Annotated in this window: 13 protein-coding genes; 9 read left to right on the top strand and 4 right to left on the bottom strand. The window is 41.4% G+C overall.

Translation table 11 applies throughout. The features are described 5' to 3' along the window. Positions 1-424: 424 nt before the first annotated feature. Positions 425-847 carry a hypothetical protein gene (locus HF312_04990; GenBank protein ID MCU7519550.1) on the top strand — a complete coding sequence of 141 codons (423 nt, stop codon included), beginning with the start codon at positions 425-427 and terminating at the stop codon, positions 845-847. Between the two features lie 83 nt (positions 848-930). Further along, positions 931-1,824 carry an alpha/beta hydrolase gene (locus tag HF312_04985; GenBank protein ID MCU7519549.1) on the top strand — a complete coding sequence of 298 codons (894 nt, stop codon included), beginning with the start codon at positions 931-933 and terminating at the stop codon, positions 1,822-1,824. A 139-nt stretch (positions 1,825-1,963) separates the two neighbouring features. Here HF312_04985 and HF312_04980 read toward each other — a convergent pair whose 3' ends face one another. Then, positions 1,964-4,390 carry a TonB-dependent receptor gene (locus HF312_04980; protein ID MCU7519548.1) on the bottom strand — a complete coding sequence of 809 codons (2,427 nt, stop codon included), beginning with the start codon at positions 4,388-4,390 and terminating at the stop codon, positions 1,964-1,966. Between the two features lie 394 nt (positions 4,391-4,784). On the opposite strand from HF312_04980, the gene HF312_04975 reads away from it, so the two are divergent. Continuing rightward, positions 4,785-5,972: a beta-lactamase family protein gene (locus tag HF312_04975; GenBank protein MCU7519547.1), complete on the top strand. Its 1,188-nt coding sequence runs from the start codon at positions 4,785-4,787 to the stop codon at positions 5,970-5,972. A gap of 48 nt (positions 5,973-6,020) precedes the next feature. Further along, complete coding sequence (locus tag HF312_04970; protein ID MCU7519546.1) at positions 6,021-6,341, top strand: antibiotic biosynthesis monooxygenase; 321 nt, start codon at positions 6,021-6,023, stop codon at positions 6,339-6,341. Positions 6,342-6,484: 143 nt separating this feature from the next. On the opposite strand, the gene HF312_04965 is transcribed toward HF312_04970, so the two are convergent. Beyond that, on the bottom strand, positions 6,485-7,078 hold the full coding sequence (locus HF312_04965; GenBank protein ID MCU7519545.1) for a dihydrofolate reductase family protein: 594 nt from the start codon (positions 7,076-7,078) through the stop codon (positions 6,485-6,487). A gap of 259 nt (positions 7,079-7,337) precedes the next feature. On the opposite strand from HF312_04965, the gene HF312_04960 reads away from it, so the two are divergent. Next, a complete protein-coding gene (locus tag HF312_04960; GenBank protein ID MCU7519544.1) occupies positions 7,338-8,465 on the top strand; it encodes a hypothetical protein in 1,128 nt (375 codons plus the stop codon). A gap of 94 nt (positions 8,466-8,559) precedes the next feature. Here the strand turns inward: HF312_04960 and HF312_04955 are convergent, their stop codons facing one another. Next, positions 8,560-9,885 carry a cytochrome C gene (locus HF312_04955; protein ID MCU7519543.1) on the bottom strand — a complete coding sequence of 442 codons (1,326 nt, stop codon included), beginning with the start codon at positions 9,883-9,885 and terminating at the stop codon, positions 8,560-8,562. A gap of 21 nt (positions 9,886-9,906) precedes the next feature. Next, complete coding sequence (locus HF312_04950) at positions 9,907-10,371, bottom strand: cytochrome c (protein MCU7519542.1); 465 nt, start codon at positions 10,369-10,371, stop codon at positions 9,907-9,909. A 342-nt stretch (positions 10,372-10,713) separates the two neighbouring features. Between HF312_04950 and HF312_04945 the strand changes: the two genes are divergently transcribed. The 4 genes from HF312_04945 (at position 10,714) to HF312_04930 (ending at position 13,778) form a co-directional block, all read left to right on the top strand. Continuing rightward, positions 10,714-11,064, top strand: coding sequence for a hypothetical protein (locus HF312_04945; GenBank protein MCU7519541.1), 351 nt, complete (start codon positions 10,714-10,716; stop codon positions 11,062-11,064). Positions 11,065-11,156: 92 nt separating this feature from the next. Then, positions 11,157-12,041: an isocitrate lyase/phosphoenolpyruvate mutase family protein gene (locus HF312_04940; GenBank protein ID MCU7519540.1), complete on the top strand. Its 885-nt coding sequence runs from the start codon at positions 11,157-11,159 to the stop codon at positions 12,039-12,041. A gap of 160 nt (positions 12,042-12,201) precedes the next feature. Further along, entirely contained in the window at positions 12,202-12,594 is a 393-nt protein-coding gene (locus HF312_04935; protein MCU7519539.1) for a hypothetical protein, read from the top strand. A gap of 17 nt (positions 12,595-12,611) precedes the next feature. After that, a complete protein-coding gene (locus tag HF312_04930) occupies positions 12,612-13,778 on the top strand; it encodes a hypothetical protein (GenBank protein MCU7519538.1) in 1,167 nt (388 codons plus the stop codon). Positions 13,779-14,428: the final 650 nt, after the last annotated feature.

The following is a 14,428-nucleotide window of genomic DNA, read 5'->3' as shown; positions in this document are numbered from 1 at the left end:
AATATTTTAAATCCAGTTCGCAATTTAACCAAAATAATTTGTTTTTGCGCACCCATGATTGTGCAATTTATGAATAATTCAGCAAGAATTCCTCTGCCGGATGTATATTATTTCATTTTTGTGAAATTATTTGAGAATAATCAGCAGAATAATGCAAAAAATTAATATTTCAGAAATTTCCTCCGTAAAAATCGCTTATTCGGGCATTTTTTTCCATGCAAATTTGCTGACATTTCTGTCAAAGACGCTTCCGGGCCTGCATTCATAATTATGCAAAATTATTAAAGTCAGGATTAAGACACATTTTCATTCAGAATGTGCCAAAAAGTAATTAAAATATGAAGTTTTGATAAATAGGTGCGTAATATTAAATTTGAGGTATAATTTGTAAGCTTTATTGCCAATAATAGTTGGAGGGTATCAAATGAAATTTAATATTTATTTTTTGATCGTTGGCATCCTTTCAATCCTTTTCAGTATTACACACGCATTGAACGGGCACGCTGCTGTTTTACCTTTGACTGAGGCAGCTGCCTTCGGGATAGCCACAAAAACAACAATTTTCTACGTCTGGCACATTATTACAATTGAGAATTTAATTTTTGGAATAACGTTTCTTATTATGGCATTTTATAAGGATTCTGCAAAAGTAAAATTTGCCGCCTGGATGATTGCAATCATTATACTTGCCCGCTGGGTTATTATTTTTGGCACCACCCTCATGAAGGATATAAATGGAATCAGTAATATACTGACAGATTCAGCAGCAATAATAATTTTCGTTGGTCTGATAATTCTAGGCATAAGAAGAAATGATAAAGCTCTTTTTTCTGCTATAAAGGTTTAGTTTCAAACGGGTTTTGCGGCTCTGAGTGCATTTTAAGCGCGTCAATTTCTCTTATTGACGTGAGTTCATAAAAGGGATAAGATATGGCCAAAGTAAATGCTAATGGGATTCAAATTGAGTATGATACTTTCGGGGACAGGTCATGCCCGGCACTGTTATTAATTGGAGGAAATGGCGCGCAGACTATTTTTTGGGATGCTGAATTCTGCGAGTTGTTAGTAAAAAAAGGTTACTTCGTAATTCGCTTTGACAACCGCGATTCAGGACTTTCGACAAAATTTGAAGAAGCCGGAATTCCAGACTTTCCGGGTGCCATGAGGGACCTAACGGAAGGCAAGCATGTTGAGTCAGCCTATTATCTGGAAGATATGGCTGATGATGCAGCTGGTTTGCTTGAGGCGTTGGCAATTGAGGAAGCCCATATTTGCGGAGCTTCTATGGGCGGTATGATAGCACAGATTGCTGCTTACCGGCATCCAGATCATGTTTTAAGCCTCACTTCAATAATGTCGGGCACAGGAAATCCAGATCTGCCGCAGGGTAAACCGGACGCACTTGCCTTAGTAATCTCGCCGCCGCCAGTGCAGCGCGAAGCGTACATTGAACACAACATGAATATCTGGCGAAAAATATGGAGCCCCGGTTTTCCATTTGAGGAACAAAGAGCCAGAGTGTATCTGGAGAGAAGCTATGACCGTTCATTCTGCCCGCAGGGAATGGCACGCCAAAACATGGCTATTCTTGTCAACGGCGACCGAAGCACATTACTTTCCACTATTAAGGTTCCGACACTGGTAATTCATGGAAGTGATGACCCGCTGATACCTGTTGAATGCGGGAAAGATACAGCCAGACTTATACCGGGCGCAAAGTTATTAATAATTAACGGTATGGGGCATGATATGCCTAAAGAAGCCTGGGAAGAAATAGTTGAGGCTATTGCAAAAAATTCATTGCAGGAGAATGTGAGATTGTGACTTATGGTTTTGAAGGAATTTAGGAAGAGGAGCAACAGGGTTTTAAGCCCCGGGAATAATTATATTGCGGGCAGAGAGGTTAATCATCTGCCCGCAAAAGCCGGCTTTTAATATTCAGCTTAAACCGGCGACTTTGCCTTTAGAATTCCTCTTCTCCCGTTTCATTTCTGTTCTGGCGGTCGCTCTGCTTGAAGTTATTTAAAGAATACCTAACGTTCAGCATTACCATAGGGGCTTCCATTGAGAACCTGTTGAATGAATAAAGCCCTGTGCTTTCTGTAGTTGATTCATGCCTGTGTGTGCCAAATATGTCCCTGACCTGAAGGGTTATTGATAGCTGCTTATCCATCAAGTCTTTCTTTAAGGCGAGGTCCGACATAAATGAGCCTTTTCTTCTTTCCTGAAGCGATACACTTGGACTTTCGTAATTTCCGTTCAGCTGAAGATGGAGTGTGCTGCTAAGGTTAATATTGTTGCTCATCCTGAGGCGCCAGTTAAAGCTGCTCTTTTCAACAGGAATTTCGTTTAGGCTGCTTTTGAGCCTGTAATCGTAAACGTTGCCCATCAGGTCAACGCTCCAGAGTTTGAGGACGTCGAAACTGGCCATTACTTCAGTTCCGAGTGAGTAGTCTTTTCCAATATTGGCAAATGTCTGAAGTGTCACGTTGTCGGCATATGGCGAACTGACGACATCAGTTTTGCTGTTATTAACCCTGTAATAACCCTCGGCTGAAAAAGATACCGGTCCTATAAGAGTCTGTAACCCCAGTTCATAGGAGTCAATAAGCTCGGGCTTCAGGCTTGGGTTGCCGCGGTGGACCGTTGTAGCGTCGACCCAGGTTGTAAAGGGTTCAAGCATCCAGGACCTCGGCCTCTGTATTCTTTTTGCGTAACTGGCTATAAACTGCATACCGGATTCAAGTTTGTAAGAAAAATGCAGCGTCGGGAAGAAATCCCATCTGTCGATATTGAAATCCTGTCCTAATGAAAGAACCTGGATCTTACGGTATGTATATTCCCCTCTTACTCCTGCCTGGTAGCCGAAGTTACCAATCATATCTGAGAATACCGAATAGACTGAATATTCATCAATTCTTGATTTTGTGGAATAGCTGAATTGCGGCTCAAACAGGTAAGCGCCTGCCGTCTGGTTGAACTGCGAGAACTGGTTATCTTCAGTAGAAAGCTCAGTCTGGCCTTCAAGTCCCGATTCAAGCTTCGAAATTTCGCTAAACGGCAGTGTATAATCGATTTTGGTATTAAACTCACTTCCGGGGCCACCTTCAGTTGTACTTTTGCCCTCGGCAATCCCCTGGCTGTTCAGCAGTTCACTGATTGATACGTCGTTCTGGTCTTCTGATTCGTACTGGACGTCTGCTGTAATCTCGTGCCCGGATGAATTAAATTTGTGCTGATAATTCAAACTGGCTTCATAAGAGTTGCCCGAGTGATCGGAGTAGCTCTTATTTATATAAAACAGTCCTAAAGGTGCCGCAGTGGAGAATTCGGAGTAATTTGCCGAGGAGCCTTCGGTTCTGGATCTGTCCTGGTATCTGCCTCCAATTCCAAGCACGTCATTGTCGCCAAGCGTAAAACTCAGGCTGCCTCTAAGCCCGTAGCCATCCCTGCGGTGGTTGCCATCGCTGTTCATATTGATGTGTGAAGTGCTGCCCTGGTAGTCGAAAATCTTTTCCTGCAGTCCGCTGCTGGCCATGTTCATCTTCCTGTAGTTCAGGCCGAAAGTTGCATCAACCAGAGGTGTCTTATAGTTAAAAAGACCTTCTGCGCCATACTTGTCCTTAAGCCCCGTGCTCAGGTTTGCCATGCCCGAGAGTCCCAGGTTCTTATTTTTCTTGAGCACGAGGTTGATAATTCCGGCAACACCCTCGGGATCGTACTTGACCGAAGGGTTTGTAATGATCTCAATATTCTGTATTGCGCTGGCGGGGATCTGCTGCAGGGCATCCTGGGCGTCTACAACCGTAGGGCGGCCGTCAATAAGGAGTGTGAAACTGCCGCTGCCGCGCAGGCTTACGTTGCCTTCAACGTCAACAGAAACCGAAGGAACATTTGCAAGAATGTCTACCGCGTTTCCGGAGGTGGCAGTGGTGAATTTATCCACGTTAATTACTTTCTTATCGATCTGGTAGGAAAAGGGGACCCTCTGCCCTTCAACGACCACATTATCCGTACTTACGACCTTCTCCTCAAGCTTTATTTCCCCAAGGTCCAGCCTGGAAGAAGAAAGTTCAACTTCTTTTAATTTTTTCTTTTCATATCCAATAAAAGAAACCGCTATGTTATATTTTCCGGGAACGACGTCCTTAATTTCAAAATTTCCATCAGGATCAGTAATCGATCCATTGATCTGTTTTCCGCCCGTAGCCTTAAAGAGTACAACGCTTGCATATTCAACAGGCTTTCCGGTCTGCGAATCCATCACCTTTCCCGTAATTGAGCCGCCGCCGGGAGCTCCCTGGCTGCCGCCCCGCTTGCCAGGCTGTGCAAAAGCTGAAGTAAACAATAAAATTGAAATGAAAAACGTAACAGTAATACTATATTTCATGAATATCCTCAATAATCTGGTATAAAAATCTGTACAAAAACTTGAAAAATTAACCGGTTAAAATACCGCATTATCCGGATACTAAACAAGCATTAAAGGACAAAATGTGTGAGTTTGTTTCAATAATAGTTCGACAAAGTAAAATTCAAAAAAGTTTAACGGAAATTTTAACATATTTATTGTAATTGTTATAAATTGCATTAGACAAATAGGAATAATTCCTTCTATAATATGTGAATTTTGGCTAAACTTACAAGCATATGATTTTGGGTAGGGATAGCGCTAAATAAACAGAAATCTATCAGCATTTAACTTCGGGCTTAAAATGAGAAACGCTCTGATATTTTTTCTATTTCTTATTTACACTAATGGATATCCGCAGCAGGGAACCATATTGCCATTATCAAAACCCGGGGAAACCGGATTCTCATCAGACAGTATAGGCATTGTGAATACTTTGATGCAGAAATATGTTGATGAGAAGAAACTTCCGGGCATTATAACAATGATTGCCCGTCATGGGAAAGTTGTTAGTTTTGAAAAGTTTGGAATGATGGATGTTGGAAAACCCATGCAGCTAAATGCATTTTTCAGAATAGCCTCTATGACCAAGCCCGTCACGAGTGCGGCTTTAATGATATTGTTTGATGAAGGCCGTTTTAAATTAAATGATCCTGTTTCTAAATATATTCCTGAATTTAAAGACTTAAAAGTATTTTCTGGAATTGATAGAGACGGAATAAAGCTTGAGGAACAGGCCAAACCGATGACAATCCGCAACCTCCTTATGCATACATCCGGTTTGGCCAGTGGCGGTGAGAGTAATCCTGTTGATTCCATCTACAGGGCTTCTAATCTTTCCGGCGGGACGTTAAAGGATATGATACAGAAGTTGTCAAAAATTCCTTTATTATATCAGCCCGGTACGAGGTGGAATTACAGCAGGTCATCGGATGTAATTGCTTATCTTGTAGAAGTTATTTCGGGGAAGCCTTTTGACCAGTTTTTAAGAGAAAGAATATTTGTACCCTTGCAAATGGAAGAGACGGGTTATTATGTTCCAGTAGAAAAACTGAACCGGGTTGCAGCGGTATTCTGCCCTGCTGATTCGGGAGGGATTAAAGCTCTGACGGATCCCGAGGTAAATAATGTGACGGCAAAAGTAAAGTTCTTCTCAGGAAACGGGGGGCTTATTTCGACTGCAAAAGATTATATGATTTTTTCGCAGATGCTGCTCAATAAAGGGATCTATAACGGGATAAGAATCTTAAAAAGTAAAACCGTTGAGCTAATGACTTCGGATCAGATATCAGATGAGATAATGCCTGATGACAGCTTTTTTGGGCCAATGCTATCCGGAATGGGATTCGGATTCGGTTTTGCGGTTGTAAAGAGCAATAACCAACCGGTTTTTACCGGCTCTGCCGGTTCTTATTGGTGGTCAGGATCTGCAAATACCTATTTTTATATTGATCCTGAAAAAGATTTGATATTAATATTCATGACACAATTTGTTCCAAATTTTCATTATCCGGTTTTTAAAGAATTCAGGGAATTGGTATATAAGTCGATAATTGAATAAACAGATAATTGACGAAAATTCACATTCTTTACAAATTTAGGAGCTAAAATGATAGTAAGAATATGGCACGGCTTTACCACACCCGAAAATGCTGATAAGTATGAAAAATTACTTTATGAGGAAGTATGGAAAAGCATTGAAGGGAAGAACATCAAAGGTTACAGAGGAATTGAACTGCTGAAAAGGGAGCAAACGGAAGAAGTTGAATTCATAACAATAATGAAGTTTGACGGAATTAATGATGTAAAAGAATTCGTAGGGGAAGACTATACTAAGGCATATGTCCCTCCCAAAGCACAACTTCTGTTAAAACGGTTCGATTCTCATTCACAGCATTATGAACACCTTGCTGCAGTTAACTATCAGTAAGAGCATTATTATATCTTACAATTCTTTTCCGTTTTGCCGGAATTTGCAATTATCAGCCGCCAATGCCGACAAATGATAAAAGACTAAAGCAACTGGTGAAGATATTTAAGCTTATCCGGGGAATTCTTAACATGTCAGCAGCCTCAAGCTCCAACAGTACCTGTTTTGACTTCCCCAGCCCGCTTGTAATTGGCTGTAATTACACCGTTTGGTGCAACATAACTTTCTATTAATGTAAATGCTGCCGGAAAAGGGCCATCGTCAAACAACTTCTTTCCCATACCAAGAGTCAAAGGGTAAATGTTGAGCCAGAATTCGTCCACTAAATCATGCTTCAGCAACAGCTGAACGAGCCTGCTGCTGCCCCAGACTTTGATGTCCGAACCATTTGAATTTTTGAGTTTTTCAATATCCGCCAGGCTTTTGAGGAAAACTGAGTTTTTCCAGTCCGACTTTTCCATGGTCCCGCTCAGGACATATTTTGTGACTTCATTGATCCCTGGCCAAATGTCCGCATGTCCAGGCCAGTAAGAGGCAAAGATCTCAAATGTTTTTCTGCCCAGAAGAAGATCTGCAGGTTGCAGCTGCTTTTCCATTGCCTTACCGGAATCTTCGTTGGCAAAAGGTGCAGTCCAACCGCCATATTTGAAACCGCCTGATATATCTTCCTCAGGTCCGCCAGGTGCCTGCATAACACCATCCAATGTAATCATAGATAGAACGATTATTTTTCTCATTTAATTGCATCCTTAAAAGTTTAACGTCAGAAACAGTTTATTTTTAATATTCTTATAATATTTGTATTTGTAAAGGGATTTATGCGAAGGCTAAATGACATTGGTTATCTTAAAAGATAAGAAACGAATACTTCGGGTTTATGCGATATTAAATTAAATTCCGGGGACAAATTTTGAACAAGGACAGATAGTTGTTATTTTTGCATTGCTCGGTTGAAGGCATGATTTTAAAACAGAATAATAAGGATATCTACAGCGTATGAATAACCAGATTGAGCTTAAAGAAGTCAATAGCTTAGATGAGTTGAAACAATTTGTTTCATTTCAATATCAGTTATATAATGGGAATAAATTTTGGGTCCCTCCAATACGTTCAGATGAGCTTTTCTCCCTGAGAAAGGACAAAAATCCGGCTTTCGATTTCTGCAGTTCTAAATACTGGCTGGCTTATAAGAATGGGAAAATAGCCGGAAGAATAGCCTGCATTATTAACAGGAGGTATAATGAAAGGTGGGACGCAAAATCTGCGCGCTTTGGATGGTTCGATTTTATAGACGATCCGGAAGTATCTTCAGCGCTCTTATCTGCAGCCGAAGCCTGGGCAAAGTCAAACGGTATGGAGTGTATTCATGGCCCCCTGGGTTTTACAGATATGGATGGTGAGGGCACACTGATCGAAGGATTTGAAGAAACAGGTACTCTGGGTGCAATATATAATTATCCATATTATGCCGGACACATCGAAAAATCGGGTTATGCAAAAGAGGCTGACTGGGTAGAATATGAAGTTACTATGAACTCAGGAATAAATGAAACGGTTCAAAGAATAGCTCAAATTGCGCTTAAAAGGAACAATCTTACAGTACTGAGAGTTAAGAAGGCTAAAGAACTGCTCCCTTATGCTCACGAAATTTTTGCCCTGCTTAATGAAGCCTACAAAAATCTATATGGCTTTGTTGAACTTTCAGATAAGCAGATTGACATGTATGTAAAACAATATTTCGGCTATATTATGCCGGAGTACGTTCCTGTTGTTCTCAACAGCGATAATAAAGTTGTGGCATTCGGTATTACTATGCCATCTTTATCCGAGGCTCTACTGAAAAGCAATGGCAGGTTATTTCCTTTTGGTTTTATCCGCATCTTAAAGGCAATGAAAAAAAGCAGAAAGGCGGATCTGTATCTTACCGCCGTCAGCCCTGAAATGCAGAACAAAGGCGTAAACGCAATTCTGATACATGAAGTGAATAAAGTGTTTGTTAAAAATAAAATTGAAATTGTGGAAACAAACCGAGAGCTTGAGGTCAATTCGAAGGTGCAGGCCCAATGGAGGTTTTTTGAAAACCGTCAGCATAAAAGAAGAAGATGCTACAAAAAAGTCTTGTAGCCAAAATCCAATGAGTTTTTAACTTAGTGCTTCTACTTGCTCCGGGACTTTACGCAAGCCCCGGAGTTCGGAGGTATATCTATCCAAAACTTCCTCAGAAAGCTACCCAGGTTAATAAATATAATGTATTATTGTCGGATGCGTTTCGACCTGAACCATCATAGTTGCTTGTGCCGCCATTGAACTTATTATATGCGATGTATTGAAGTGCTAATTTAGTATTAAGCCAGGGCAGATAATCAAATTCAAAAGCAAGTCCACTACTATTTGGAGATCCACTAGCACTGCCGCTAACGCTTACCGGCGCATTTAGTGCGGGATTGTTATCTCCTGTTATTGAAAAATAACCCAGCGAGAATCCTATCTGTGAATGCAGAATGATATTCCCATTAATATTGAATGAGTTTAATGCTGTTGAAGCACTCAGTGCTGAATCAGGAGAAAGTGTTTCATGGATATAAGATCCATGGACTGTTAAAATGTTTCCACCCAGAGGTTTTTCAAAATTAAGATCAAAACCTATATCAGTATATTTATTTGTAAGCCCTGTAACGCCTGCAGCAAACTGATTTGCAGCCATACCGAAAGTGCCTACTTCAACATAATTATCGCTAATTTGCCTCTGAAGTGCTACCCGCCAATATGGAGCTACACTTTTCAGCACGCCATTCGAAGAGCTATCAGGAGGATTATGCCCTCCCTGAATTGCTGTTTTATATAAAGTTACCTCAGCATAAAGCAAATCATTCCAAAGGCTATAAATTCCCAAGCCAATAACTTTTTGAGCCAGCCCTCCTTCAATTAAGGTTGCTGCTGCAGGAGCAGGAGATGTGGCCGAAGCTGCGAAAGGAAATATCCAGGCTGGTAAACTATTCCAAAGGTCCTGGACAGTTGGGTTATTGTTTATATCTATTCCGTAGACAAATCCCTCAGAAAAAAGTTCAGTCTGATCGGCATACCGCAAGTCTGCATTATCCATACCAATTGTTCCACTTTGTTGATCATAGGTTATCTGAAAAAATCCACCTATCTTTGGGGTCAGAGAGCCAGCCAGGAATAGGCTTAACTGCTGCGGGAAGGAGAAATTACCATTTTGTGCACCAGGTTGCTCTTTATTTTCATGAGAGAATGAGGCCATGATCATACCTGAAACAGGAGGACTATTAGGTAAACGCATTATAACAGTTTCACTATCAGAGGTTGCCTGAATAGAACTTACACCAACCAGAGAGTATCCCATTCTCTTAAATTGCCTTCCGAATACTGTAAGTTCAGGAAATATGGAGTGACAAGTATTACATGGTAAGTTAGTTTGCCGTGCAAAACTTGGGATTGCATATGTAATAAGTGAATCTATAAACAAAGCAATAAAAACAGCAGCAAAGGCAGGCAATAAAACAAATTGTCTGTATGTTTTCATATACCACCTCTTTCAATTTGCTTATTTTTTCCCTAACTCACGAATATAATTTACTAACGACCAGCGTTGTTTATCAGACAGAGTAGACTGCCAGGAAATCATTGGAGGCTTTCCAGTTGTTATTTTCCAATATATAGCTCCATCGGTCTGATCCTGAACCTGTTTGGCAGTTAAGTTTTTGGGCTTGGGTGTCAGCGAAGCAGCTGCAACCCCGTTACCTTCACCCTTATTGCCGTGACAACTCACACAGTAGGTAGTAAACAAAGACTTCCCTTCTTTAATTGCTTTAGTATTACCTTTAAGAGGATTTATTAGTTTATTGGCACTCTCAGGAGCCACCCAACTTGTTCCCCCAACCTGGGGATTTTCCTGTGAAAATAGATCATTAATTATTAGTATACTCCCCACGGGGAATAAAAACATTGTAATTAAGGCATATAATAGTATGTCCTTAATCTTTTTACTTTTTGTTTTTATATTTTCCATTTTTATCTCACCTATCGTGTTACATACCCGATAGTATCCAGGTTTTTAAATAAAAACAAGTCTATTTAACCTGATATTACCGCGTAGAAGGTACGTGCGGCTATTGGCTCAATAGCTATACTCTGCACTCTGGAATATACATATACCTGCTCCTTTTCCGGTTAGTATAGGGATAACCGTTTTCACTTTGTACAAGAACTTTTCCTCCCGAACCATCAGTCAGCTGCCTGAAAAGAAGTGCTTCGGCCTTACGTAAATTTTAGCTAAATTCGCATAGACGTAGTTCCGGGAAAGTAGTATTTTATTTAATAAATCAAATAAACTTCAGGAAGCTGAAATTATATGAGAGACAGATTAGGAGCCATTGACGGTGAACGCCAGACTTTCTTTGCAGAATTTGTCCGCTTTGGTGTAAAAAATGGCTACAAGGGGACAGAAGAAACGGTTTTACTTAAGAAAATTCACGACAGCTCCGGAAAGTTTATAACAGATCACCTTTGGTTCAATTTAACAAGAGGTTTTGAGAAGTTAAATCTTAAAGAAGGTGACAGAGTCCAATTTGATGCAAGGGTAAGAAGCTATACAAGGGGCTATAAGGGAAGACTCGCCAAGATCCTGAATCCATCCAAGGCCAGAGAGAGCAAAGACTTTAAGCTAAGCCATCCAACCAGGATACTGAAGCTTACTTCATAACCACCTGTGCCTCCTTCGAGTATCTTTTGTTCTGCCACGACTGCCTGTTGGAATTTTATTATATTCCCTTTAATAATAGAAGGAGGACATACATGGTTTCTCAGGATCAAAAAGCAAAGGCCGAAACATTCTTAAAACTTCATACTCAGAAGGAAATTCTTGTACTGCTTAACTCATGGGACCCCGGAAGCTCAAAACTGGTGGAAGCTATGGGCTTTAAGGCTGTTGCTACAACCAGCATGGGTATTTCGGCATCTTTAGGATACCCCGACTGTCAGAAGATCCCATTCGGCGAAATGTTGGACACCCTTGCGAAAATAGCAAGCAGGGTAAAAATCCCGGTCACGGCAGATATTGAAGGCGGCTATGGAAATAATCCGGATGAAATTTTATCCTGCATAGATAAAATTATTGCCACCGGAATAGTAGGAATAAACATAGAAGACAGTCGTAATCTCAGTCCTGAATTAGTAGAAATCCCGGAGTTCTGTGAAAGACTGCAGGCAATCAGAAGTCTATCGGACAATCTGGGGTTTCATCTTGTTATTAACGCAAGGACTGATGTTTTTCTTACTTCTTCGGGAGCACCCGCAGGCCGGTTAAAGCATGCCATAGAACGCGGCAACAAATACCGGGAGGCGGGGGCAGACTGCATATTCGTTCCCGGCATTTGGTCAAGAGAAGACATTTCTACTTTGGTTAAGGAAATTGCGGCCCCTATAAATATTCTTGCCAACCCGACCAATGCGCCCTCTCTTCCTCCTACAGTTGCAGAACTGGAGGACCTGGGTGTTGCCCGACTTAGCCTGGGCGCATCTGTGACGAAGGCGGCACTACTGCTTATTAAAAAGATTGCGGACGAATTACTGTCTGAGGGTTCATATAACACATTGCATGATGCTTTAACTCCTATTCAGGAGGCGGCAGAGGCTTATTCTATGGCTACAGGCCTCACTGTCCAAAACTCCCCAGCGTAGTTGGGAACAGATAGAATAACGTTTAAAAAGAGAGAAGTCCTCTGCAGTAAATCAGGGACTTCTCCTCCTTAGGTTATCAGACTTAAAATAGGAGATATTCAAGCGGTATTCGCTCGATGCAAAACTCAAGCTAAACTCCTTTACAGCACTTGTTGACTACATGCCTTTTGAATCTTCTTCATTCAGATTGTCAGCCGGTTTCAGCATTAACAATAACCAGCCGCAGGTAACAGCCATACCGCAGATTACAAGGATAATCGGAGGAGATGTATACAATAAAGATAACCTGGGCAACATGGATGTGAAAATCTCATTCAACAAGATTGACCCGTACCTTGGAATTGGAATAGGTAATGTAACCGGAGGTGAATCACCCCTTGGATTGACATTCGACATTGGAGTCTATTACCAGGGGAAGCCTAAGGTTGATTTAATTGCGGAAGGGCTTCTTTCCCCATCAGCATCACCAGAGCAGGAGGCTCTTGTAGAGGATAATATAAAATGGTTCCAGTTCTATCCTGTTATTTCACTCGGCATTGCATATAAGTTCTAAATAGGAGAAAAAAGAAAATGAAAAAATGTATATATATCGCATCCGCAATCTTTGCTCTTACTGTTTCATCACTCCTAACTACAAGCTGTGACATTAAGAATCCCACCGAAGGATTAATGGTAATTGCAAATACTATAGCCAGACAGACAACTGTTGTAGTCAATATAAGTGATCCCGACGGGCTGAATATCAGTTCGCCAATTACGGTAAAGTTTGCAGGTCCTGATTCGGCAAAGGTCATAGATGAAGTAAACAACAAGATTACTATGCGCTCAACAACCGACGGCAGTTTCGCTTTTTCAATTAAAGATGGAACCGTGATTTCTGAATCAAGCCCGGTTAGACTGGTATTGCAGTGCAGAGCAAATAATAATGATTACCTGGACGAGGATTGTCCGGTTATTTTAAATAGTACCGGAAGCCAGAGCATATATGTAAAGATGATAAAAAAGACTGCTCTTAAAGATGCGGGAGTTGAACAGGTTAGTACAACTACGGGCGGGACCACCAACTCCACCACAGGCGCAGTTCTAACTCCGGTCACAGTAAGTACCCCATCCTGGACACAGGTAACAATTCCTACAGGATCAGTCCTGAAGGATGCAAGCGGCAACCCGCTCACAGGCCAGATAAATGTTTCAGTCACTACGTATAGCCAGCGGGCTGTAAGCCTGCTGCCTTCGCACAATGTTACGCTTAACAACAGCTCCATGAGATCTGCGATGTCATTCGCAGTTGAGGTTTCTGACCAGAATGGCAGGACGGCAGCCTCACTTGGCAGTACTAACGCACAGATTACATTGCCACTAGGCAGTACAACTAATCCTTCTACCGGCACTTCCTTTCAGGCAGGAGACGAGGGTGAATTTTATTTTGTTGATGCAAATGGAAATCCGCACTCACTGGGAAAGGCAAGAGTTGGCACAGGTGCCTCTGCCAGTTTTATGCACAAGTCTTCCGTCGCATTTCTTGAGGGCGCTTCTGTAACCCTTGATTTTTCGAAAATAACAGACCCATCCATTCTAAGCGCTTTGGCCAGGGCATGCCAAATTTTCTTTGCAACAGCCGTAAAAAATCTCAAGACTTGCAATTTTACATTCCCGGGCTACAACTCCGGGATGAACCTTGAGCAAGGAAGCCTGGAGACCTTAACCAGCATGTCAATCCGGACCAGATTCCTGTAAACATCACGAAAAATGGGATCAGTTACGGTTCTGTTACTCTTGTTCAGGGAGGCGCAGGGCTTTATCTGGAGGATAACAGCTCGTATCATTTATCGGCAGATTATAAAGGAAAACATGAAGCTGATGTTACCATTTCAAATGGAAATGTATCTTTTAACTCTGGCCCGGAAATAACTCCAATGCCTGATGCCGGTCCTTACAAGATATATTATTATATAGACAGCAGAGAGCTATTTTAATAAGTACAGAATGAACAATTAAGGCATAAAAATGAAAGCCGGATGGGTATCTCCATCCGGCTTTTTTTATCTCCCGGAGAACGCCGGCTAAACTCTGTCATGTGCAATTACCTACTGGCTATACTTCGTTTTTTCAATAAGAAATCTAAGCTATGAAGATGGCTGCAAATGGATAAATGCGAGAGTTGAAAACAACTGGAAGGCTTTAATTGAACCGGCAAAGGAAATGATTGAAAAGGAATATTTACTCGTTAGAGAGTTACTTAGCTTGTAAGGAATATCCGGAAGGTTATGCAGGAAATGCTGCCGATGTTCAAGACCCGAGTGTCATTTTGTTACTACTATTATTGTGTTTGACATCAGAATCCTTTGCTCTCAGCAGGGCTTATATTTCAAGCCTCAAAATGGCGG

The sequence above is a fragment of the Ignavibacteria bacterium genome (genome assembly GCA_025612375.1).
In the GTDB taxonomy this organism is placed as follows: domain Bacteria; phylum Bacteroidota; class Ignavibacteria; order Ignavibacteriales; family SURF-24; genus JAAXKN01.
Note: the sequence above shows the minus strand (reverse complement) of the source record. Positions and strands in the feature narration are given on the sequence as shown.